The 23,563-nt window shown below is 39.3% G+C and carries 21 protein-coding genes; 17 read left to right on the top strand and 4 right to left on the bottom strand.

Annotation, left to right across the window (positions count from 1 at the left end):
• Positions 1–388: 388 nt before the first annotated feature.
• Together ftsW and pyc are read left to right on the top strand one after the other, a co-directional pair.
• Positions 389–1,573: a putative lipid II flippase FtsW gene (gene ftsW, locus ACFO3P_RS17550; RefSeq protein WP_289584878.1), complete on the top strand. Its 1,185-nt coding sequence runs from the start codon at positions 389–391 to the stop codon at positions 1,571–1,573.
• Positions 1,570–5,010: a pyruvate carboxylase gene (gene pyc / locus ACFO3P_RS17555; RefSeq protein WP_289584877.1), complete on the top strand. Its 3,441-nt coding sequence runs from the start codon at positions 1,570–1,572 to the stop codon at positions 5,008–5,010. The genes ftsW and pyc overlap by 4 nt, the downstream gene beginning before the upstream one ends.
• Positions 5,011–5,234: 224 nt before the next feature.
• Here pyc and ACFO3P_RS17560 read toward each other — a convergent pair whose 3' ends face one another.
• Complete coding sequence (locus tag ACFO3P_RS17560; RefSeq protein WP_256704873.1) at positions 5,235–6,149, bottom strand: COX15/CtaA family protein; 915 nt, start codon at positions 6,147–6,149, stop codon at positions 5,235–5,237.
• Between the two features lie 602 nt (positions 6,150–6,751).
• Here ACFO3P_RS17560 and cyoE point away from each other — a divergent pair.
• The 7 genes from cyoE (at position 6,752) to ACFO3P_RS17595 (ending at position 13,480) form a co-directional block, all read left to right on the top strand.
• On the top strand, positions 6,752–7,696 hold the full coding sequence (cyoE, locus tag ACFO3P_RS17565; RefSeq protein WP_289584875.1) for a heme o synthase: 945 nt from the start codon (positions 6,752–6,754) through the stop codon (positions 7,694–7,696).
• Positions 7,697–7,761: 65 nt separating this feature from the next.
• Positions 7,762–8,844: a cytochrome c oxidase subunit II gene (gene coxB / locus ACFO3P_RS17570; protein WP_042535233.1), complete on the top strand. Its 1,083-nt coding sequence runs from the start codon at positions 7,762–7,764 to the stop codon at positions 8,842–8,844.
• Between the two features lie 42 nt (positions 8,845–8,886).
• Positions 8,887–10,734 carry a cytochrome c oxidase subunit I gene (ctaD, locus tag ACFO3P_RS17575; RefSeq protein WP_042536354.1) on the top strand — a complete coding sequence of 616 codons (1,848 nt, stop codon included), beginning with the start codon at positions 8,887–8,889 and terminating at the stop codon, positions 10,732–10,734.
• 1 nt (position 10,735) lies between these two features.
• Positions 10,736–11,359, top strand: coding sequence for a cytochrome (ubi)quinol oxidase subunit III (locus tag ACFO3P_RS17580; protein WP_042535231.1), 624 nt, complete (start codon positions 10,736–10,738; stop codon positions 11,357–11,359).
• A 3-nt stretch (positions 11,360–11,362) separates the two neighbouring features.
• Positions 11,363–11,683: a cytochrome c oxidase subunit IVB gene (ctaF, locus tag ACFO3P_RS17585; protein ID WP_042535229.1), complete on the top strand. Its 321-nt coding sequence runs from the start codon at positions 11,363–11,365 to the stop codon at positions 11,681–11,683.
• A 207-nt stretch (positions 11,684–11,890) separates the two neighbouring features.
• On the top strand, positions 11,891–12,796 hold the full coding sequence (gene ctaG, locus ACFO3P_RS17590; protein WP_042535228.1) for a cytochrome c oxidase assembly factor CtaG: 906 nt from the start codon (positions 11,891–11,893) through the stop codon (positions 12,794–12,796).
• A 228-nt stretch (positions 12,797–13,024) separates the two neighbouring features.
• On the top strand, positions 13,025–13,480 hold the full coding sequence (locus tag ACFO3P_RS17595; protein ID WP_256704869.1) for a DUF420 domain-containing protein: 456 nt from the start codon (positions 13,025–13,027) through the stop codon (positions 13,478–13,480).
• 826 nt (positions 13,481–14,306) lie between these two features.
• Here the strand turns inward: ACFO3P_RS17595 and ACFO3P_RS17600 are convergent.
• Entirely contained in the window at positions 14,307–14,672 is a 366-nt protein-coding gene (locus tag ACFO3P_RS17600) for a YugN family protein (RefSeq protein WP_042535224.1), read from the bottom strand.
• A 311-nt stretch (positions 14,673–14,983) separates the two neighbouring features.
• Here ACFO3P_RS17600 and ACFO3P_RS17605 point away from each other — a divergent pair, with 311 nt between their 5' ends.
• The 7 genes from ACFO3P_RS17605 (at position 14,984) to coaD (ending at position 19,438) form a co-directional block, all read left to right on the top strand.
• A complete protein-coding gene (locus ACFO3P_RS17605) occupies positions 14,984–16,051 on the top strand; it encodes a CAP domain-containing protein (protein WP_289584873.1) in 1,068 nt (355 codons plus the stop codon).
• 369 nt (positions 16,052–16,420) lie between these two features.
• Positions 16,421–16,843 (top strand): YlbD family protein, encoded by a 423-nt coding sequence (ylbD, locus tag ACFO3P_RS17610; RefSeq protein WP_193063300.1) that lies wholly within the window; start codon positions 16,421–16,423, stop codon positions 16,841–16,843.
• A 10-nt stretch (positions 16,844–16,853) separates the two neighbouring features.
• Positions 16,854–17,087 (top strand): YlbE-like family protein, encoded by a 234-nt coding sequence (locus ACFO3P_RS17615; RefSeq protein ID WP_193063302.1) that lies wholly within the window; start codon positions 16,854–16,856, stop codon positions 17,085–17,087.
• A 171-nt stretch (positions 17,088–17,258) separates the two neighbouring features.
• Positions 17,259–17,696, top strand: a complete 438-nt coding sequence (locus ACFO3P_RS17620) for a YlbF/YmcA family competence regulator (protein WP_193063304.1) — start codon at positions 17,259–17,261, stop codon at positions 17,694–17,696.
• Between the two features lie 117 nt (positions 17,697–17,813).
• Positions 17,814–18,086, top strand: coding sequence for a YlbG family protein (locus ACFO3P_RS17625; protein ID WP_289584872.1), 273 nt, complete (start codon positions 17,814–17,816; stop codon positions 18,084–18,086).
• A gap of 296 nt (positions 18,087–18,382) precedes the next feature.
• Entirely contained in the window at positions 18,383–18,952 is a 570-nt protein-coding gene (gene rsmD, locus ACFO3P_RS17630; RefSeq protein ID WP_042535217.1) for a 16S rRNA (guanine(966)-N(2))-methyltransferase RsmD, read from the top strand.
• A gap of 3 nt (positions 18,953–18,955) precedes the next feature.
• Positions 18,956–19,438, top strand: coding sequence for a pantetheine-phosphate adenylyltransferase (gene coaD / locus ACFO3P_RS17635; protein ID WP_042536352.1), 483 nt, complete (start codon positions 18,956–18,958; stop codon positions 19,436–19,438).
• A gap of 96 nt (positions 19,439–19,534) precedes the next feature.
• Here coaD and ylbJ read toward each other — a convergent pair whose 3' ends face one another.
• Positions 19,535–20,743 carry a sporulation integral membrane protein YlbJ gene (gene ylbJ / locus ACFO3P_RS17640; protein ID WP_193063306.1) on the bottom strand — a complete coding sequence of 403 codons (1,209 nt, stop codon included), beginning with the start codon at positions 20,741–20,743 and terminating at the stop codon, positions 19,535–19,537.
• Positions 20,744–21,031: 288 nt separating this feature from the next.
• On the opposite strand from ylbJ, the gene ACFO3P_RS17645 reads away from it, so the two are divergent.
• A complete protein-coding gene (locus ACFO3P_RS17645; protein ID WP_289584943.1) occupies positions 21,032–22,051 on the top strand; it encodes a SepM family pheromone-processing serine protease in 1,020 nt (339 codons plus the stop codon).
• Positions 22,052–22,145: 94 nt separating this feature from the next.
• On the opposite strand, the gene ACFO3P_RS17650 is transcribed toward ACFO3P_RS17645, so the two are convergent.
• Positions 22,146–23,351: a nucleotidyltransferase gene (locus tag ACFO3P_RS17650; RefSeq protein ID WP_193063308.1), complete on the bottom strand. Its 1,206-nt coding sequence runs from the start codon at positions 23,349–23,351 to the stop codon at positions 22,146–22,148.
• Positions 23,352–23,563: the final 212 nt, after the last annotated feature.

A 23,563-nucleotide genomic window follows, 5' to 3' on the forward strand; every position in this document is an offset into this window, starting at 1 on the left:
AACCATGCAGGTTAGAATAAATTTTTAGAGCTTCCTGTTGTTTCCTATATGTTAAAAAATGTATACTGACAAATGAGAGATAATTATAACAGCTCTATTAAAAATATGATATACTGTTAAAAATCTCTTAAAAAAGGATGTTCAAAAAGTCCGCCAAAAATGACACATCGAATTTCTTCGTTAGCTTGCTTTTCCGCTGAGACCTGCGATTACTCGGTCTATTAAAGCCGTTGCTCATGTATTTAACGGCATACATTCCGCTGGGGACTGCGATTACTCGCCCCATTAAAATCGTTGCTCAAAGCTGCGCTGCCTCGAACTTCTCGGTCTTTTTTAACGGACTTTTTGAACACACACTTAAACTTACATAGTGACTAGGAGAAAAATAATGTTAAAAAATTGGAAGCACTTCGATTTCACATTGATGATTACGCCAATTCTATTAGCTGGTTTTGGAGTAGTAATGGTATATAGTGCAAGTATGGTATTAGCTGTTGTGGAAGGTTCAGACAGTAATTTTTATCTTAACAGGCAATTAGTCTTCTTTATTGTTGCACTTATTGGATTCGCGGTTACATCCTTCTTGCCGTACCAAATCTATCAAAGACTGATGAAGATAATCATTATATCTTGTATTATCTTACTTGTAGCTGTTCTTTTCTTTGGAGATACAGTCAATAATGCAAGGTCGTGGTTTCGGTTTGGTCCATTCAGCTTGCAGCCTGCAGAGGTCGCTAAGCTTGGTCTGATTATGTATTTAGCTGCAATATATTCTAAAAAGCAGGCTTACTTAGACCAGTTTAGCAAAGGAGTGCTGCCTCCGCTTATCATCACTGCCGTCGTTCTTGGATTAATTGTGGCGCAGCCGGATGTTGGAACAGCTGCTATTATATTTTTGATGGCATGCTCTGTTATCTTTGCTTCTGGTATCAAATGGAGACATTTATCTATTCTTGTTTTTGCCGGCTTGCTGCTGCTTGCATTTGCCATTCCAAACATGGTAACGGAAGAAAGACTCTCCCGTTTTACTGGTGCTTACCAGCCGTTTAATTCGCCGGATTTAAACGGGTATCAATTAATCCAGTCGTATGTTGCGATTGGTGTGGGCGGCTGGACAGGAGAAGGATTAGGACAAAGTATCCAAAAACTGGGCTTTCTGGTAGAAGGTCATACGGATTTTATTATGGCCATTATTGCAGAGGAACTCGGATTTGTAGGCGTAGCGATTGTATTAGGGTTACTTGCTGCCATTGTCTTTAGAGGACTCTATATTTCCAGACGATGCCAGGATAGTTTTGGTTCATTGCTTGCACTTGGGATTGCATCGATGATAGGCATTCAAACTTTTATTAATTTAGGCGCAATTAGCGGGGTTCTGCCAATTACAGGTGTTCCCTTGCCATTTATCAGTTATGGAGGATCCTCTTTGCTGTTTATGATGATATCCATGGGGATTCTTAATAATATAGCTATGCAAGTTAATAAGAAAGAAAGTGAAAGGGAAGAACTGGCTCCTAAGCCTAGTTTATTCCACAGAAAATCTATCAATTCGTACAGAGGTGGTAAAGCATGACAGACTTAAAGCAAATTAACAAAGTATTAGTTGCAAACAGAGGAGAAATCGCGATACGTGTATTCCGGGCTTGTACCGAGTTAAATATTCGCACTGTAGCTGTTTACTCCAGCGAAGATTCGTCTTCCTTTCACCGGTTTAAAGCGGATGAAGCTTATTTAATCGGGGAAGGGAAAAAGCCGATTGACGCATACTTAGATATCGAAGGAATCATTGCTTTAGCAAAAGAAGTAGATGTGGATGCAATCCATCCGGGCTATGGCTTCCTTTCTGAAAACATCGAATTTGCAAAGCGCTGTGAAGAAGAGGGCATTATTTTTATCGGCCCTACCAGCCAGCATTTAAATATGTTTGGAGATAAAGTAAAAGCAAGAGAACAAGCATTGGCTGCCGATTTACCAATTATTCCGGGTAGTGACGGCCCGGTTAACTCTTTAGAAGAAGTCAAAGCTTTCGGAGATAAGCATGGCTATCCGATTATTATTAAAGCTTCGCTTGGCGGCGGCGGAAGAGGCATGCGTGTGGTGCAGGATGCCAATGAAGTGGACAATGCTTATGACCGCGCAAAATCAGAAGCAAAGGCTGCCTTTGGGAATGATGAAATCTATGTAGAGAAATTAATTGAAAATCCGAAACATATTGAAGTACAGATTATTGGTGACAACCAAGGGAATATTATTCATTTATATGAAAGAGACTGTTCTGTACAGCGCCGTCATCAGAAATTGATTGAGGTAGCTCCAAGCTTATCTCTAAACGAAGAGCTGAGAGAAGCAATCTGTCAGGCAGCTGTCGATTTGATGAAAAATGTCGACTATCTCAATGCGGGTACGGTGGAATTCCTGGTAACCGAAAACGATTTTTACTTTATCGAAGTAAACCCGCGTGTGCAAGTAGAGCATACGATTACCGAGATGATTACCGGTGTGGACATCGTTCAGACGCAAATCAAGATTGCGGATGGATTTGGACTTCATGATAAGGAAGTAGGTATTCCAACACAGGATAAAATTTCAACACAAGGTTATGCGATTCAATCCCGTGTGACTTCGGAAGACCCGCTGAATGATTTTATGCCGGATACCGGAAAAATCAATGCTTACCGCAGCGGCGGCGGATTTGGTGTCCGTCTCGATGCAGGAAATGCGTACCAGGGAGCAGTTATTTCACCTCACTATGATTCATTATTAGTAAAAGTTTCTACCTGGGCGCTTGATTTTGAACAGGCTACCATTAAAATGGTGCGAAACTTAAAAGAATTCCGAATTAGAGGAATCAAGACAAATATTCCATTCCTGGAAAATGTGATGCTGCATGAACAGTTCTTATCCGGAGAATATGATACGACGTTTATTGATAAAACACCAGAATTGTTTATTTTCCCAGTACGCCGTGACCGCGGAACCAAAATGCTGACGTATATTGCAAACACCACGTTAAATGGCGTAGATGGTGCGGAAAAGCAGGATAAACCAGATTTTGATAAATTGATTATTCCGAACACAGAAAATATTGAAACACAGCCGGGATCGAAACAAATTTTAGATGAACGCGGTCCAGAAGGACTTGCTAAATGGCTGAAGGATCAAAAACAGGTGATGCTGACCGATACCACATTTCGTGATGCCCATCAATCTTTACTGGCTACACGCGTTCGTACCAATGACTTATTGCACATTGCAGAGCCGACAGCAAAATTACTGCCAAATCTATTTTCTGTAGAGATGTGGGGCGGTGCAACCTATGATGTTGCTTACCGTTTCTTGAAAGAGGATCCTTGGCAAAGACTGCTGCATTTGAGAAAGCGCATGCCGAATGTGTTATTCCAGATGCTGCTGCGTGCAAGCAATGCGGTTGGATACAAAAACTATCCGGATAATGTAATCGAATTATTTGTGAAGAAAAGTGCCGAAGCCGGTATTGATGTATTCCGTATTTTTGACAGCTTGAACTGGGTGGAGGGCATGCAGGTAGCCATCGATAACGTCCGCAAAACGGATAAAATTGCAGAAGCTGCAATCTGTTATACGGGTGATATTCTAGACACAGGCAGACAAAAATATGATCTTGACTACTATAAGAATATGGCTAAAGAACTGGAAACAGCTGGCGCTCATATTCTGGGAATCAAGGATATGGCAGGCTTGCTGAAGCCGGAAGCAGCCTATCAGCTGATCAGCACATTAAAAGAAACCGTCGATATTCCGATTCACCTGCATACGCATGATACCAGCGGCAATGGAGTGTACGCTTATTCGAGAGCGATTGAAGCAGGAGTCGATGCGGTTGATGTCGCGGTTGGTTCGATGGCAGGGATGACTTCTCAGCCAAGTGCACAGTCACTGTACTATGCTTTAGAAGGAAAAGCATATCAACCAGCGCTGGATATTGAAAAATTTGAAGAAATTGGCCAGTATTGGGAAGGTGTCCGCCAGTTCTATAAAGATTTCGAAAGCGGCATGAATGCGCCGCATACAGAAATCTATCAGCATGAAATGCCAGGCGGTCAATACAGCAACCTGCAGCAGCAGGCAAAAGCGGTAGGGCTTGGCGATCGCTGGAATGAAGTGAAAGCAATGTTCCGTACGGTGAATGATATGTTTGGTGATATTGTCAAGGTTACTCCATCCTCCAAAGTGGTCGGAGATATGGCGCTCTTCATGGTGCAAAACGATTTAACAGAGGAAACAATCTATGAAAAAGGCGAATCCATTGATTTCCCTGATTCGGTGATTGAATTCGCACAAGGATATATCGGACAGCCTTACCAAGGCTTCCCGGAAAAACTGCAAAAGCTGATTTTAAAAGATAAAAAACCAATCACTGTAAGACCTGGGGAGCTATTGGAAGACGTTGATTTTAAAGAGATGCGTGATACACTTTATAATGAACTGAATCGTCCGGTCAACAGCCATGATTTGATTTCCTATGCATTATATCCAAAGGTATTCAAAGATTACGAGGATTTCTTGAATACGTATGGCGATATGTCTGTATTAGACACACCGACATTCTTCTACGGCATGAAGCTTGGTGAAGTGATTGAAGTAGAAATTGAAAAAGGGAAAACCCTGATTGTGAAGCTGGTTTCTATTTCGGAGCCGAAAGAAGACGGCACCCGTGTTGTTTATTTCGAATTAAATGGGCAGAGCAGAGAAATCGTCGTCCGTGATAATAGTATTGAGTCTGCGATTGCAGCTAATCCGAAAGCAGATAAATCCAATCCAAAGCACGTAGGTGCAACGATGCCTGGAACCGTCCTTGAAGTACATTGTGCGAAAGGCGATACGGTTAAAAAGGGACAGCATCTGATGACCAACGAAGCAATGAAAATGGAAACGTCCGTACAGGCTCCGCTTGATGGAGTGGTTAAAGAAATCCATGCACAAGCAGGCAGCTCGATTGCGGTAAATGATCTATTGATTGAATTTGAATAAACAAAATTAAAACAGCCCTTTGGTGAATCAGCCAAGGGGCTTGTTGCGTAATGGATGATTATTGGGGTGAGGGGATACACCAACTCGTATAAATAGAGAAGGATAAACTCTCAATCGGAGCCGCTTCAGATTAAAGCTATGAATAAAAAAGAAGGAACCCTTGTTTAAGTGCAAGCAAGGTTCCTTCTTTTTTTTGCTGGAATATTGAAATATAATAGATTCGATTATTTTTCTTTTCTGCTGCTTCGGAAAGACAGATGGATAAAGTAAGTCAGCATTCCAAAGTAACATGTAATAAATAGTGCATGGGCTAGTGCAATAAATAAATTAAGCTGTGTAAAAATGATGAGCGAGCCGGAGATAACCTGCAATGTAATCAGTGACAGCGTAATTATCCAGCCCCATCTCATAACCTCGCTGCGGCTATATTTCTTTAGCATACGGACTGTTAAAAGGATTGTCCACAAAAATAAGATTCCAGCTGCAAAACGATGCCCCATCTGGACCCATTGATGAAAGGAATAGCTTGCAAAGGCAAATGGCTCTGAATTGGAACAAAATGGCCAATCGGTACAATCCAGGATGGAATTCGTATGACGTACCAGTGCCCCGCTGTATACCACACACATTGTATAAACCGTTATCGCATAGATTTCAATTCGGTGAGATTTATTAATATGGATATCTTCTGTATGTAATTTCTTATCAATTTCAAAGAATAATAGCATAAGTAAAAAAACAGCAGAAAAACAAATTAAAGATATCCCGAAATGGGTAGCCAATATAAAGTCAGACTGTCCCCAGACCACTGCTGCTGCACCGACCAGTGCTTGTACAATAATAAAAAATAATGCAGAAAAACTTAAAAAAATAACTTCCTTATGATGTCTGTATGCTTTCCAGGAAAGAATAGCAAGTAAAAGCACCAATATACCAACTGCGCCGCTGACCATTCGATGACTTAATTCAACAATCATTTCAAAATGAAGGTTAGCAGGGAGAAGTTCGCCTTCACACAGCGGCCAGCTGTCTCCGCATCCATCCGCTGAACCTGTTTTTGTAACAAGTGCTCCTCCTAAAAGAAGGGGAAGCATTCCAATGGCCGTTGTCACAGATAGTATTTTTAGTATTTTTAACATATCTATGCAACCTCACTTCTTATGTAAATTATCCAATATCTCCAGTGTACCAAAAATCATGCGGGAAACGCTTTCCAATTTTGAACAAAATCTAACATCCGCTTGTAATGCCTGAATAGAAGCACAGCTTTGCCTATTTGAAAAATTGTATCAGGGACGAATAAGATAAAGTTTTTGCATTGATTTTTGATATCATCAGTTTAACAAATAAAGACAGACAAAATGACTTTATTCCAAAAATAAAAACCAAAACCCGAATACCAATCTTAATAGTATCATGTTTTTTTGAAGTTTTCATCAGCAAATAAAAAAAGCTTGCATAATTCAGTTATGTTTGCTAGAAATATAGTATGGATTAGTATGCAGAAGAACAGTTGCTGTTTTATAAAAAATAGAAAATATACATAATTCATTTTCTTTATCTATTTTCCGAGACAACTTTTTAGCTGGATGTTCAAATAGTTGTAATATATTATATAAAAGTTCATTAGATTGTCATAGAAATCCATGCTATAATTAAAGTTGGAAACGGAATACATAGAAACAAATGCGTGTATTCTGTTTATTATTATGTCTTCCTACTGGTGCGAAGGGGGGAAATTATGGATAAAGTAGATATGACTTACTCGGAGCTGATCGGTAACACAACCATTTCAACCAAAGAAAAAATAACTGTTTTTCTGTCAGAAGTGAAGGCGCTTATAAAAATCGGAATTGTCAATTCTAATTTGATTACGGCAATTACAGGTTTTTTAGTAGCTATAGCTTTAACGAACGCCTCCTTTAGCAATCATTGGGGAACATTTCTTTTGATGATAATTGGAAGTGCTTTAGTAATTGCCGGCGGCTGCATTATGAACAACTGGTATGATGTAGATATTGATCCCAAAATGTCCCGAACGAAGAAAAGACCAACTGTGACCGGATTCTTTTCATTGCGGGCAGTACTGATAATGGGAATAGTTGTCAGCAGTCTTGGACTCGCAGTATTGATGTTTACCACTTGGTACGCGGCATTATTTGCTTTTATTGGCTGGTTTGGCTATGTCGTATTGTACACCATGTGGTCAAAGAGAAGATACACATTAAACACGGCTATTGGAAGCTTGTCTGGTGCAATGCCTCCTGTGATTGGCTGGGCAGCAGTCGATCCTTCTTTTCATGTGGTTCCGCTTATCATGTTTTTAATTATGTTTATATGGCAGACACCGCATTTTCTTGCCTTGGCAATGAAGAAAAAAGAAGAATATAAGGCGGCTGGAGTACCGATGCTGCCAGTGGTTAAAGGCATGGGCATAACGAAAAGACAAATTAATGTTTATATCGCTTGTCTTTTACCGTTGCCGTTATTCTTGCTTCCTACACTGGGCTTAACATTTACGATTGTAGCAACAATATTGAATATCGCATGGCTGGTGATTGGTTTTATAGGGCTGTTTACGGAGAAGGATATGAAATGGGCTAATTTAGTATTTATATTTTCCTTGAATTATTTAACAATTCTTTTTCCGTTAATGATTATTGTCACACTGCCGATATTTAATTAATGATTGTTATTCCTTAAAATTTAAATATAAAAGGAAAGAACAAGAAGAAAGAGAGGTATTCTTACATGAGAGGTTGGATGGGAAAAACCAAAGTATTTTTCGTATTCACATTACTTGCATTATTTCTTGCGGGCTGCGGAATCGAAAATCTGACTGCACTAAAGCCTAAAGGTTACGGCGCAGAACAAGCCATGGATCTTATTATTTTGACCACATTGATCATGACAGGTGTGTTTATTGTGGTTATGGTGATTTATGTGATTACACTTGTTCGCTTTCGCAGGAAAAAAGGACAGGAAGACCATATTCCTGAGCAGGTGGAAGGGAACCACAAGCTGGAAGTAATATGGACAGTAATCCCGATTATTTTGGTGTTGATTATTGCTGTGCCTACTGTTCTGGCGACTTTTGATTTGGCAGATGACTCCAGTGCAGATGAACTCATCAATGTTAATGTAAAAGGAAATCAATATTGGTGGCATTTTGAGTATCCTGGAGAAGAAGTTCAAACAAGTCAAGACCTGTATATTCCTACAGGCGAGCGCGTTTATTTACATATGCTCTCTTCTGATGTTATTCATTCATTCTGGGTTCCATCAATTTCCGGGAAAATGGATGTCAATGCAGAGAATGTAAATACAATGTATATCGAAGCTTACGAGGAAGGTGTGTACTGGGGCAAATGTGCTGAGCTATGCGGACCTTCACATTCATTAATGGACTTTAAAGTCATTGCTGTTTCACCTGAAGAGTATGAACAGTGGGTTGATGATATGCAGAACATAGATGCAGAAGCAGAACCTGAAACTGCGGATGCTCAGGAAGGTCAAGAGTTATTTGAAGCAAATAACTGTATGAATTGTCATGCGACAGATGCAGCTGCTTCCGGCATTGAAGCTGGTCCAGAGAATAACGGACCTTTTGGACCGAATTTATCAAACTTTGGAGACCGATCCAATGTTGCCGGTGTGTTAGAGCATAACGAGGAGAACCTTGTAGACTGGTTAATGGATCCTGAATCTATTAAGCCGGGCAACCAAATGACGGGTCAATATCCAGAGCTGAATCAAGATGAAGCAGAAAGTATTGCAGCATATCTATTGCAATTACAGCCTTCAGAAATTACACCTGAAAACGCAGGAGATTAAAAAGTGAATGACTGTTACAAAAGGGAGGTTTAAAATTTGGGTATGACTAGTGCTCAAAAAAGCGGTTTCGGGGCTACCTTATGGGATTGGCTGACAACTGTCGATCATAAAAAGATCGGTATTCTATACCTTGCAGGCGGAGGATTCTTTTTCCTGTTAGGCGGTCTTGAAGCTGTAATTATTCGTATTCAACTTATTTCACCAGAGAATAATTTTATTAGTGCAGGGCTTTATAACGAAATGATTACCATGCACGGTACAACGATGATTTTTCTTGCAGCAATGCCAATATTATTAGGATTGATGAACTTTATTATGCCGCTGCAAATCGGAGCGCGTGACGTTGCGTTTCCGTTTCTAAACTCTTTAGGTTTCTGGTTGTTTTTATTTGGAGGATTGCTATTAAACCTTAGCTGGTTTACTGGTGCACCCGATGCCGGCTGGACCAACTATGCTCCTTTGTCAATACAATCACCGGGTCATGGGATTGACTTCTACATTATGGGGCTGCAATTATCCGGAGCAGGAACATTAATGGGCGGAATCAACTTTATTGTTACGATTGTTTTAATGCGCGCACCGGGTATGACTTATATGAGGATGCCATTGTTTACATGGACGACTTTTGTGGCTAGTATCTTAATACTATTTGCTTTCCCTGCATTGACGGTTGGATTATTTTTAATGATGTTTGACCGCATGTTTGGTTCTGCATTTTTCGATGCTGCATTAGGCGGGAATGCTATCATTTGGCAGCATTTATTCTGGATATTCGGACATCCGGAAGTATACATTTTGATTTTACCGGTTTTTGGTGTATTTAGTGAGGTTTTCCCGACATTTGCTAAGAAACGTTTGTTTGGATATACAGCAATGGTATTTGCGACATTTTTAATTGCATTTTTAGGATTTATGGTGTGGGCTCACCATATGTTTACAGTTGGCCTGGGGCCAGTTGCAAACTCTATCTTTGCAGTAGCAACGATGGCAATTGCTGTTCCGACGGGAATAAAAATATTTAACTGGCTGTTTACCCTTTGGGGTGGCAGTATCAAAATCAATACAGCAATGTTATGGTCATTAGCTTTCATTCCATCATTTACTATCGGAGGAATGACTGGTGTTATGCTTGCTTCAGCTGTTGCTGACTATCAATATCATGACACTTATTTTGTTATTGGACACTTTCATTATGTTATTGTCGGTGGAACAGTGTTTGGTATATTAGCTGGACTTCATTATTGGTGGCCAAAAATGTTTGGCAGGTATTTACACGAAGGGTTAGGACAGTTATCGTTTTGGACATTCTTTGTTGGGTTCCATTTAACATTCTTTATTCAGCATTTCTTAGGTTTAATGGGGATGCCACGCCGTTACTGGGTATTCTTGGAAAATCAAGGGCTGGATACAGGTAACTTAATCAGTACCATTGGTGCTTTCTTTATGTCATTTGGTGTTATTGTATTTTTGATTAATATAATCTACACAACCATCAAAGGGAAAAAAGCCTCTGGCGATGCTTGGGGAAGCGGGCGCACACTTGAATGGGCAATTTCATCCCCGCCTGTCCATTATAACTTTAAACAATTGCCATTAGTTCGCGGGTTAGATCCATTATGGATTGAAAAAACGGAAGGTAATAAAAAAGTGACTCCGGCAGAACCATTAGATGAAATTCATATGCCTAATGGGTCTATTCTCCCTTTCATTATGACTATTGGGTTTACGATTGCTTCCTATGGTTTTATTTATCAAACAGAAAGTAAATATTGGCTAATTGCTGTATATGCAGGAATGGCAATTGCATTAATCAGTATGTTAATCCGTTCATTAAAAGATGACCACGGACATCATATTTCTAAAGAAGAACTAGAAAGGGTGGGTGATTAATATGAGTCATGATCATTCCATTGATCCAAAGAATATGCCAAAAGATCCTTCAAAAGCAACAACAGAAGGTAAACATAAATTTATGGGCTTGTGGATATTCCTTGGTGGCGAGACAGTTCTTTTTGCCTGTTTGTTTGGTACGTACCTTGCCTTAAAAGATTCTGCTGCAGGCGGTCCGACAACGCAGGAATTATATGGCCTGGGTCTGGTATTCTTAATGACAGTTTTGCTTTTAACAAGTTCTTTAACAAGTGTGTATGCTATTTATCACATGAAAAATAATGACTTTAAAAAGATGCAGCTATGGATGGGAATTACAGCATTACTAGGTCTTGCTTTCCTTGCGTGTGAGATTTATGAATTTGCACATTATATTCATGATTATGGGTTTACATTTCGTTCTTCTGCATTTGGATCAGCCTTCTATACATTAGTTGGTTTCCACGGCGGGCACGTTGTATTCGGATTATCTTGGATTATTACATTGATGGTTCGCAATGCGAAGCGAGGACTGGATTTGTATAATGCACCAAAATTTAATACATTTGCGCTATATTGGCACTTCATCGATGTAGTGTGGGTATTCATCTTTACAGTTGTTTATCTGATGGGGATGGTGAGTTAATTTATGACAGATGAAATGAGTACAAGAAAAATTAATTCGTTCCAAAAGCAAAAGAATAAAGAAGAAATGCAAAAAATGGTAGTCAGCTTTGCTTTAATGATTTTCTTTACCTTAGTTGCATTTGCTCTTGTTATGTTAGAGGTACCATCTACGTATGTTATTCCAATATTACTGCTTCTTGCCTTTGTACAGGTAGGGTTTCAGTTTTTCTACTTTATGCACTTAAAGGATAAAGGACATGAGGTACCTGCCCAGATTATCTATGGGGGAATTTTTATTACAGTGATGGTAGCATTGACTTTTACTATCATTACTTGGTGGTAAGTAAGACAAATTGAAATCAATCCTTTTGAAATGACAAACGCTATGATGATTTATTTATTAAATCATCATAGCGTTTTGTTTATCATATGGAAAATATAGTGCGTAAAATAGAAAGATATGTTTTAAAATCGTCACAATCCCACTAGAGAATTCTTGTTTATTTTAAGGTATAATAGATAAAGTAGACTAAACTGGAGATGATTAGGTATGTGGTTAGATATACAAATATTCGGGTTTCGGGCATTATGGAGCCCTTACTTTATGATATTTACAGCTCTTATTGCACTAGCTTATTTTCTAATTACAGGACCGTACCGGCATAAGTTTGGCAATCATGATAAAGTTCCTGTGAAGCAGCAGATTTCTTTTTATACGGCAATAGTGTGTTTATACTTAGTAAAAGGCGCTCCAATTGATTTACTCTCACATATAACGCTGACTGCTCACATGATTCAAATGGCTGCTTACTTGCTGATTATCCCGATACTGGTTATCAAAGGGATACCTTCCTGGCTATGGCGAAAAGCAATTGACCGGCCTGTTATTAGACCGATTGTGGAAATAGGTACAAAACCGTTAATATCCTTATTGCTGTTTAATGGTTTATTTTCTCTTTATCATATACCATCTTTCTTTGAGTTTGCAAAGTCTTCGCCAGTCATTCATACGGTGATTCACGGGATTCTATTAATTGCAGCCTTCTTTATGTTTTTCCCGCTGCTGGCCCCTTTAAAGGAATTCGACCGGATGCAGCCGCTATTAAAAATAGGTTATATTTTTGCAAATAGTGTATTAATCACACCGGCCTGTGTATTGATTATTTTTGCACCTGAACCTCTTTACGCTACCTATACACAAGGAGGAGCATGGATGCAGGCGATGAGTCTTTGTGTACCGACTGATGTTTTACAGGGACTTGCTCCCGGTTTAACTGGACCGGAAATGTTTACACCGCTCAGTACACTGATTGATCAGCAGCTCGGCGGTATTATTATGAAGGTTATTCAGGAAATTACTTATGGAGGGGTTCTAGCAACAATTATTTTTTCTTGGGTTAACAAAGAAAAAAACACGATTGATCCGTTGCCGGCAAAACCAGCAGAATCACATTAAAAAGAGATATTTAGAAGTGGAGCTGAAGTAAAAGGCTAGAAAGTATGTAGCGTATATAACGGGAGGGCAAAGCCTTAAACATCTATAATATATGGCTGCAATCTGTGTTCATATAATTATCGTTATACTAGACAAAAGCATGCTTTAAAAATGGTCACTGTATGGGCATGGTTTCAAACTTTCTGAGAACTTTAGAACGCATAATTAGAAATACTGGAGGATAAAGCAATGCATTTACTACCAACAATCAGTACATTTTTTATTGCTTTGAGTGCAATACTTGTAGCAATAGGCTGGGTTTTAATCGTTAAAAATAAAAGAAAAGAACATAAAGCTGTGATGATATCAGCAGCTGTCAGTGCCCTTCTTTTCTTCATTATTTATGTATCACGTACCGTATTTATAGGAAATACAAGCTTTGGAGGACCTGAAAGTATACAGACTTACTTTACGATTTTCCTGATTTTCCATATTATTTTAGCTACAGTTGGAGCTGTATTTGGAGTTGTAACGCTTGTATTAGCATTTAAGCGGAATATTAAGAAACACCGTAAAATCGGCCCGATAACAAGTATTATTTGGTTTTTCAGTGCGATTACGGGGATACTTGTTTATATTTTTCTATATGTAATGTACGATCCGGGTGAAACCACGAGTATGATCAAAGCTATTCTTGGTTTTTAATCTGCGGATGGGATAACATATAGGCAGCATTTAAAGGATACAGTGCTTTATAAAGGAGCATGTATCCTTTTTTGAAGAATAAGAAAGTATATAAAAAATGCTGAATATATCCGCTCCAACGGGTTTCATGGGGTGAGTAATCTTAGGCCCCAGAAACACACTCCGCTTTCCGTGGGCCCCGAGCTCATCTCCTTTAAAGAAGACTTAGTGATTGGCAAGCCGACAGGCGCAGACAGAGCTAAAGTCGCACTTATGCCCCGAGGGTGAAAAGAAGACTTAGCGATTGGCAAGCTGACAGGCGCAGACAGAGCTAAAGTCGCACCTATGCCCCGAGGGTGAAAAGAAGACTTAGCGATTGGCAAGCCGACAGGTGCAGACAGGGCTAAAGTCGCACTTATGCCCTGCGGGTAGAAAAAAAGAAGGTCACTTTTTTCCTGCGGGATCTTCCCACTGGGACTGGGACTGCGATTACTCGTCCCACCGAAAACCATTGCGATTACTCGCCCCATCAAAACCGTCGCTGGTATTAGTGTCATTTCTTTATAAAAAAGCAAATAAAACATAATTCTTCTTAGATGGGAGCGGATGTTGTCGTCCTGCGGGAAAAGAAACAGGTAGACCTGAGCAGGAAGCGGTTTTCTTACCGTGCGGCTGAACGTTGCCCGCGGAAAGCGACTTCCCGTAGCGGACATCTCTTCGGCGAGAACACCGATGTTTTAACAAGCGGTATTCTTGGTTTTTCTTATCTGATTAAATCATTCAGAATATAAAAAGAGCTGACATATTAACTGGAGATAATATGTCAGCTCTTTTGAATGATGTCTTTTTATTTTTTGTAATATTGCAGTTCGTCGCTAAGTTTTGCGAGTAATGTGTTCGTTCTTTCTACAACGCTTTCAGGAAAGTTCTCTTCTTCGCCATACTCAACGCCGTGTGGATAATAATGTTTACCAAGTAAAGGAGTCATTAATTTAATAACGGCGTTGCGCTTATCCACATCACCTTCGATAGCATAACCTTGTACGCGGATATAGTATGTAATACCTTCTTCGTTGGATCCGATTTTGTAATCATAGGTAACGCGTTCATAATCCCATTGCCCGGCCCGGATAAAGGCAAGATTTGCTGTTACGTGATCCAATACCTGTACATCAATAATTGTGTCTTCTATCCCAGTGTTTTCAAATCTCATTTTACTTTCACCTCATCAATAATATTCTGCTTAATTTAAGGATAATACGAAACGGTAATAGATGCAATAGAAACCATGGACGATAGCAAAGAAAGGGTATAATATTATGATAATAGGGTATAAAATAGATAAGTAGATTATACATAGAAAGTTCAAAAAGTCCCCGAATGATAAAACAGCAATCGCTTTAGCTGACGCGTTGTGTCAGATAGGAAAGAAGGATACAGGCACCCGCCTATCGGAAATCGCCGGCTGCTTTTTGAACATGCATTGATAATGTTTTATTTATCTGCTGGATGGGGGTTCCAATCATGAAAAGGCTTCGTAATGTAATGATAATCATGATTATTGCACTCCTTGTATTTATTGTTATATACCAGATGAATTCATCACCTGTAGAGGTTGTAAGAGAAGCAGCGTCCTATCTTGATGAGGATGAAGAAACGATAGAGCCTAAAGGAACAGCAGCAGAGCTTCCTCAGATGAATTTGGAAGGCGATTTATATCAATGGATAGGAAAGACGTCAAATGAACTTACAGAAGAGCTGGGAGAACCGGACAGAATTGATGTTAGTGCATATAATTATGAATGGTATGTATATAATGACTCAGAAAGCCAATATGGTCAGTTTGCTATTTTAGAAGATGAGATTGTATCTGTTTATGCCATTGGGGATAATTTAGAGATATCTCCAATTGACTCTGGAGCGGATTATATCGAAGTGGCAGATACATTTCCTTTTTTAAACGAAGTAACTTATACGGAAGGCGATTCTTCGTTTACTTTCCGGTTAAACACAGAAGACCTTCAGACGAGACCGCTGGTGAAAATAAGTGACTCTACTTTTATTCAATTTTATTTTGATACGTTTACAGAAAAGTTGTCGTCTATGAGGATTTCTACAGGAGATGCGCTTTTATTGCAAAGGCCATATGAAATTGAATATCAGGGAGATCTGCCTGAACAGCCTGAATTTAATGAAGAGGAATGGAGAGAAATTCAGGAAGGGATGGAGCAGCAGGTTTTTGATATTTCTAATATCATGCGTTATAAACATGACTTGCCGCAGTTAGAATGGGATGATCAAGTAAGTCTTGTTGCATATGACCACAGCAAAGATATGTACGAGAATGATTATTTTTCTCATGTTAGTTTAGATGGAGATGGTTTAAGAGAACGTCTGGAGGAAAAGCAGGTTGCCTATGTTGCCGCTGGAGAAAATATCGCAGCGCAATATCCGGACGCTCCTGCGGCAATGGAGGGCTGGTTAAACAGTGAAAGTCACCGGGAAGCATTACTTAGTGATGAATACAGTTTCCTTGGAGTTGGTGTATACCGTTTTTATTATACCCAAAACTTTTTAGGAAAACCTTTTTAACGTACTTATGTTTGTTTAACAGAGAAAGGAGCCGCACACCTGTGGCTTCTTTATTTTTTGTAGAGTAATAAAGTAAGGATAGCCGCTCCAGCGGACATCTCTTTGGCGAGAACACCGGTATTTAAAAAAACAAGCGGTATACCTAGTTTTCTTGTACAGAAAATAATAAGCGATAGCACATTTTCAACCGATTTACATAGGTTATTGTAGGGTTATAAATAACGCTTAGCAGGCTGAGCCTCACAAATAAAGGATTACTTTCAATGGGACTGGTAGTAGAAACGCGATTACTCGTTCCAACAAAACCATGCACAAACTGTAGCTTTCATAACTGTATGCCCCTAAAGTGTAAAAAGGACGGTGAAAAAAATGAGTCAATTACATCCTAGTGTTGCAGCATTTAAAGCCTTTGTGAACCGCCATCCTAAGTTGTTGGAGGAAATCAGAAAAAGCGGCAGGGGGTGGCAGGAGTTTTATGAAAAGTGGGCAATTTTAGATGAAGATGACCCGTTTTGGGATGAATATAAAACGGAAGAAAAAGCGGCAAAAACAGAATCAAAGAGTCAGGGCGAATCAACAAATCAAGAAAGCAAAAAAAGTAAGAAAACGGATCATTCCGATATTATCCGGCAGATTGTAGACTATACGCAAAACTTAGATTCGGAAAAAGTACATGGACAAATCGAACAATTAAGTAAAGCGATTGGTGTTGTTCAGGAAATGATTGGTGATATGAAAAAGCCTTCCGCTAATAAAGCGCCCCGGGCTCCTTTTTCACTAAGAAAAGATTAGAGGGGATAACATGGATAATGACGTCATTGCCTACCTTAGAAAAAATCCGGAACTTGCTGAATTTATCCGATATCATCCTATTTGGTATCGTTATTTGATGCGCGACCCCGGCCGTCTGACAGAGTTGAAAAAAGAAGCAAAAAAATTTTATGGAAAAACATTTCCTCAAAAAGTGAATACCTTCTCGAATCAATTACAAATGGTAAGAATGTTCGCAGAGATGGCTAAATCGATGAAAGATTGAAGTCAGCTCTGTTTTCTTTCGAATAATAAAATGGTATGATAAAAAGGATAACTATTAATTGAGGATGCAGTAAAATGAAAGAACATCTATTTTAATAGGAAATGGCATAAACCTTACTAAGAGATTGTTTCTCTTGTTTACATTTATTCATTTATTCGCGGAGGTGTGGAAATGATTGCTACAATGGAATATGTAGATATATTAGATGAGTCGGAGCATGTCGGAAAAATGATCCTGCAGTCCGATATCATGCAGCAATACCAATCGGCTAAGAAAGTATTGGATGAAGATAAAGAAGCACAGAAACTGATTAGAACATTTGCAGATGTTAAAGAGCACTATGAAGATGTGCAGCGGTTCGGCAGATATCATCCGGACTATTATGATATTATGAAGCAGGTCCGTTCCAAAAAAAGGGATATGGATTTGAACGACAAAGTAGCTGCTTTTAAAATTGCTGAAAGAAATTTGCAAAATTTATTGGATGAAGTCAGCCAGTTCGTGGCAGAGAGTGTCAGTGAGCAAATTAAAGCTCCTAAAGACGGCGCAGCGTTAACAGACAGCGGCTGTGGCTGCGGGAGCGGCGGAGCTTGCGGCTGTGCCTCGTAAAATGAAACTTCCTTCCGCAAGGGGTTCCAGACGGTTATTTGTGATAAGACGTAGAGCAGGGGCCAGAAAGCGGGCTTCCTGCTTTATACATATAGAAATAAAAGGAGGGATGACAGCATGGTAGAAAGGCAAGGAATTGTTGTCTGGTTTCAACATATGAAGAATGTCAGGCAGCTAAAAAAACATGGTCATCTTATTCACGTATCTAAAAAGCATCGCTATGCGGTTATTTACGTTAATCGCGGGGATATTGATGCTATTGAGAAAAAATTTAATCAGTTTGCTTTTGTTTCTAAAGTGGAACGTTCTCAAAAGCCGTTTATTCCGACAAACTATGAAAACGCGAAGCCGGATAAAGCGAAGCAATACGATTATAAAATGGGAATTTAAACAAGACGTCTAAAAAGAAATATATCAAATAAAAAGAAAAAACCTGCAGTCAAAATTACTGCAGGTCCTTTTATTTTTATAAAAAATAAAAGGCTAAAGGGAGAGGAGAAACCGGATGAAGAGCTTATGGGGAAGAATAAGCCTTCTTCCGTTTCAACTAAATCATATTTAGCTGAATCATTATGATAGTATAGACAAAGTAAAAAATAATATACATAACGAATAAAAATAATTTGCTAAAGCGGCGAATCGTGGTAGACTATTGACGAGCTAAAAGAAGCTGAGGTGATTCAGAAGTGCGCGTTATAGCAGGAATACATAAAGGAAGAGTGTTAAAAAGTGCAGCTGGTGAGTCTACAAGACCGACTTCTGATAAAGTAAAGGAAGCTGTGTTTCAAGTAATGGGTCCTTACTTTTCAGGAGGACTAGCTTTAGATTTATTTGCGGGAAGCGGGTCTCTGGGAATCGAAGCATTAAGCAGAGACATGTCTAAGGTGATTTTCGTAGATAAACATCCCAAGGCAGTTCAAATCATTAAAGAAAATTTGAAATCGCTCCAATTAGAAGCGCAGGCAGAGGTCTATCGAAATGACGCAGAACGTGCTTTAAAAGCCATCGCTAAACGAGAATTACAATTTGATTTAGTGCTTTTAGATCCGCCGTATAAAAGTAAAGATTATATGAAATTACTTGATTATCTGCTCGATAGCAAAATGCTGAATAAGAATGCGATTGTCTATTGTGAGCATGATAAGACAAACATGCTGCCAGATACGTATAAATCCTTGAAAGCAATCAAACAAGCAGATTATGGCGGTTTAGTTCAAGTAACGATTTACCAATCAGATAAAAGAGAGGAAGCATAAATGATGAGGAAATTAGCGATATGCCCCGGGAGTTTCGATCCGGTAACGAATGGCCATCTGGATATTATCAGACGTGGTGCTAAAGTGTTTGAAGAGATAGTAGTTACCGTGTTTAATAATCAATCCAAATCTCCACTCTTTACAGTAGAAGAAAGAATGCAGTTATTAGAAGAATCATTGAAGGACCTGCCAAATGTACGGGTCGATTCTTCGAGCGGATTACTCATGGATTATGCGGAAGAAGTAGGAGCTACTGCAGTTATTAGAGGATTGCGGGCAGTCAGTGATTTTGAATATGAGATGCAGATTACGTCGATGAACCGGAAGTTAAACGAAGACGTGGAAACCTTATTTATGATGACAAACACAAAATATTCTTTTTTAAGCTCAAGTATGGTAAAGGAAGCGGCTAAATACCAGGGAAATATTTCTGGTCTTGTTCCAGAAGTGGTGGAAACGGCACTGAAGCAGAAATATAATCAATAAAAAAATAACGAACGGATGCGGATTTCATTCGTTACATATTTTCAGAAGAAGAGAGAGTCAGCGGTCAAGCGGCTCTTTCTTCTTCTTTAGGGAGAATTATTTTTTTCTGACTTTATTAATAAGGATGAAAATAGCAGCCCCTAAACTGATGATTGTCAGGCTTGGCCCAATTGCCTGTAATAGATAGTATATTTGTATCCCGATGGGGGTCTCTTGTATTGTGCCGGCAGGAATCTCGTTAGAATGAAAAACAATTCGATCCAGGTATAACGGTTTGTATAGTAAAATAGTTAAAATCACAGCAAAAGTTCCGTGTAAAAGCCGGGCGAAGAAATAAGGGTAGAAACGGATATCTGTCTTGGCTAAGATGCTGGCTACCTGTGCTTGGATGGATAATCCATTAAAGCCAAGGATGAAGCTGATCAAAATTGCTTTTTGTAATAAAGAATCCGTGGTGACCTGTGAAATTAAGTTTGATCCGACGGTAATTTCAAATAAACCAGAAATAAACGGAAGTCCCAGCTCTTTTGGCAGATCAAAAACAGGAAAAATCGGTTCAATAAATGCAGATATAAAGGATGTGATGTCCATCAGGAAAAGCAATTTAATAAGAACGGAAAAGAGAATAATAAATCCTCCGACCATCACAAGAGTCTGAATCGAATTTAATACCGCATCCCCTAATATTTCTCCGAAAGGCCGGGGATTTCTTAACCGATTTCGATGCATCTCTTGAAATGCTTTTTTCAGTGAAAAGGGCTGTCTCTTTTGTTTGGTAATCTGCTTTTCCTGCTTTCTGCCATGAAAACGCATAACAACCCCGACAATCGTATTAGCTCCGTAATGACACACAGCCAATAGAAGCCCCAGTTTGATATTATAAAAAAAGCCTGCAGAAATGGCACCGAATATAAAGAGCGGGCTTGAATTATTGGTAAAAGACACTAATCTTTCAGCTTCTATCTGTGTGACTTGCTTTTCTTCACGGAGTCTTGCTGCTATTTTGGCACCGGTAGGATAACCGCTGGCCATTCCCATAATCCAGCCGAAGCTGCCGGCACCGGGGATATTAAAAAGCGGCCGCATGATCGGTTCAAATAAAATGCCTAGAAATTTCACAACGCCAAAAGCTAATAATAATTCAGCGGTTATGAAAAAAGGAAGCAAAGATGGAAATACGACCTCCCACCACATATTTAATCCACGGATGGCTGCTTCTAATGCTTGATCTGGAAAACGTATTAAACTAAAAAACAAAAAAATGGATATGCCGCCATAGCCTAGTGTTTTCAGCTTTTGCTTCAATCTGATGTCCCCCTATTAGTGCGTGTTTAAAAAATGGATGTATTATTTTAATTCGTTTTTTGAACATCCTTTATTCGTTAGAAGAAAGCATCCTCATGCTGTTTTTATCTTCCTGTTATGAAGTCTCATTCTGTACAATTATGGTAGGAAGTAGTAGAATAATGCTAGCTTGTCCGATGTATCGTTTTAATAAAAAAGTTGCTATATATGATATATACGCGAATACCATCTGAAAATATGCCATAGATATATTTTTAGTAAGGGTGTCAGGAAGGGGAATAAGCAGTGTTGCGATTATCAAAACGGAGGATTATAGGATTATTAGCGGTTGTACTGATTGTTTATTTTTTGGGAGTGTATCAATTGCCGTATTATATACAAAAACCAGGCGGAGCCGATGCATTAGATCCCATTGTCGAAGTGGACGACGGCTATCCAAGTGAAGGGGATATGCATTTAGTGACCGTCAGCGGAATGCAGGCAACTCCCATTTTATATGCTGCAGCCTTTGTCCTTCCACATCAGGATATTCTTCCTTTAGATCAGGTTTTCCCGGAAGGAATGTCTCAGGAAGATTATATGGCAGCACAGCTTCAGGTAATGGAAAGCTCTCAGGAAGCTGCAACTGTGGTGGCCTATGAAACAGCAGAAAAAGATATAGATATCCATTTTAATGGCGTCTATGTGGTTGCTGCGGTGGATGGCTTGCCGGCAGATGGTAAATTAGAGAGTGGAGACCGTATCATCGGAATTGATGATGCAGAAGTGCATGAATCTCAAGATTTAATTGATTATATTGATGGAAAAGAAGCCGGAGATACAGTGACAGTTTTGTTTGAAAGAAATGATGAAGAACACACTGCCGAGATGGAATTAGAACCGTTGGATGACGAAGGAACTCGTGTGGGCGTTGGAATAAATCTTGTAACAGATCGTGAAGTAACTGTAAATCCAGAAGTTCATTTTTCCAGTGGTAATATTGGCGGGCCGAGTGCAGGGCTCATGTTTTCATTGGAAATCTATGATCAGTTAACAGAGGGCGATTTAACCGGCGGCAAGCAAATCGGCGGAACTGGTGAAATTGACTATGAAGGAAATGTCCATCGAATTGGCGGGATAGATAAAAAAGTTGTCGCTTCCGATAGAGAAGACGTTGATATTTTCTTCGCTCCGAATGAAGGCGGCCGCGAAGACTCCAATTACCAAGTGGCAGCAGAAACAGCAGAAAGTATCGGGACAGATATGGAGGTTGTTCCGGTGGATACGTTTGAAGATGCTGTAGAATATTTAGAAAGTGTTAATGAATAAATGAATTAAATAAAAGAGGATTTCCGTATTATAATGAAGACGGAAGTCCTCTTTTTTGTAACGTCAGAAAGAATTGCTTCAACAAAATGAAGTTTCACTTTATAATAATCGGTGATTTAATCTCCTGTAAAAAGAAGTCTCTTTGCTTCTTGCCGGGTAAAATACTGTAATACGCCTTCGCAGCCCGTTCCTCGATTTCCAGGAAGGGGTGTTTGATTTGATTTATTTTTGTAATAAACGGGAGGTCCGCTTTCTTTTTCTGCTGATTAAGATAAGCCTGGCCGGTTTTATTCATGGCCAGTACCCGTATATAACCTGTCTGGGTACCAAGTATATTATCTTCTTTTCTTGTATTGGTTAAAATATGGACAAAAATACGTTGAAGCCTTGTCCATGTATAACGTTTTGTTTTTAAAGCAGTCATCCATCCTTGAAAAGAGGAAGCCTCCATAGCTGTGCGTACAATACGATGCTCCAGCCCCTCAACAATCCCTTCGATCTGCTGCAATTCTGCTAACGTCATTGTTTGTACTCGATATTTCAAAAAAGAGAAATATAACTCCCAATCATGCCAGTACCCTGAGGCATGTTTATAGCTCTGTAAAATATCTGATGTGGTCTCCGGCATAGCTTCAGCAGCTGCTTTGCTGGCAGTCGGGTTATTCAGCACTTCTTTACGGATACTTGTTGCACTTGCTATATTTCCAGTAATAGCAGTGTCGTGATAATTATTTTCGATTCGTTTTATAGTGATTGGTTTTATTGGATAATGGGCGTCTTTAATTGCCCGGACATAGCTTAATCCTAAAATATTATTTGGTCTGGACACATCCAGTATATCAGATATACCAAAAATATGCTGATATGCTTTTGTTGCTGCGTCTGGATAGGCATGTCCCTTATTTAAATATTTTTTAACAAAGGATTCGTATTGATTCTGATGCTCTTTCTGGAGCTGATAAGCATCGGAAAAAGAATCGATTATGCCTGCTTCACTTCCAAAGCATACAGCACTGACGCCGGAATGATAAAGCATATCGATTGCTCCTTTGGCGAAATAATCGCTGTGCTGTACAGCATAGGCATACGGCAGCTCAACAACTAAATCAGCGCCACCGAGAATGGCCGCTTTGGCCCGGTTATATTTATCCATAATGGCCGGCTCGCCACGTTGCAAAAAATTCCCGCTCATAACCGCAACAATACAGTCTGCATCAGTTTTTTCCCTGGCTTGTTTTAAATGATATTGATGTCCGTAATGGAAAGGATTGTATTCAACTATTAAACCGCAAGCTTCCATACACTCACCTCTATTTTTTCAAGTAGCTTTATTTTAACATATTCCGGAATTTGTAGGACGAAAAGAGAAATAGAATGACAAAAAGAAAAACTGCGGTTAGAATAGTTTTAACTGTTGTTTTTTATACACTGTAACAGGGAATACTACGTATGTATGGAAGATTTAGCAATTGGCAAGCCGACAAGGGCTGTCTGAGCTATAGTCGAACTTAT

This window comes from Oceanobacillus aidingensis (assembly GCF_042654105.1).
In the GTDB taxonomy this organism is placed as follows: Bacteria; Bacillota; Bacilli; order Bacillales; family Amphibacillaceae; genus Oceanobacillus; species Oceanobacillus oncorhynchi.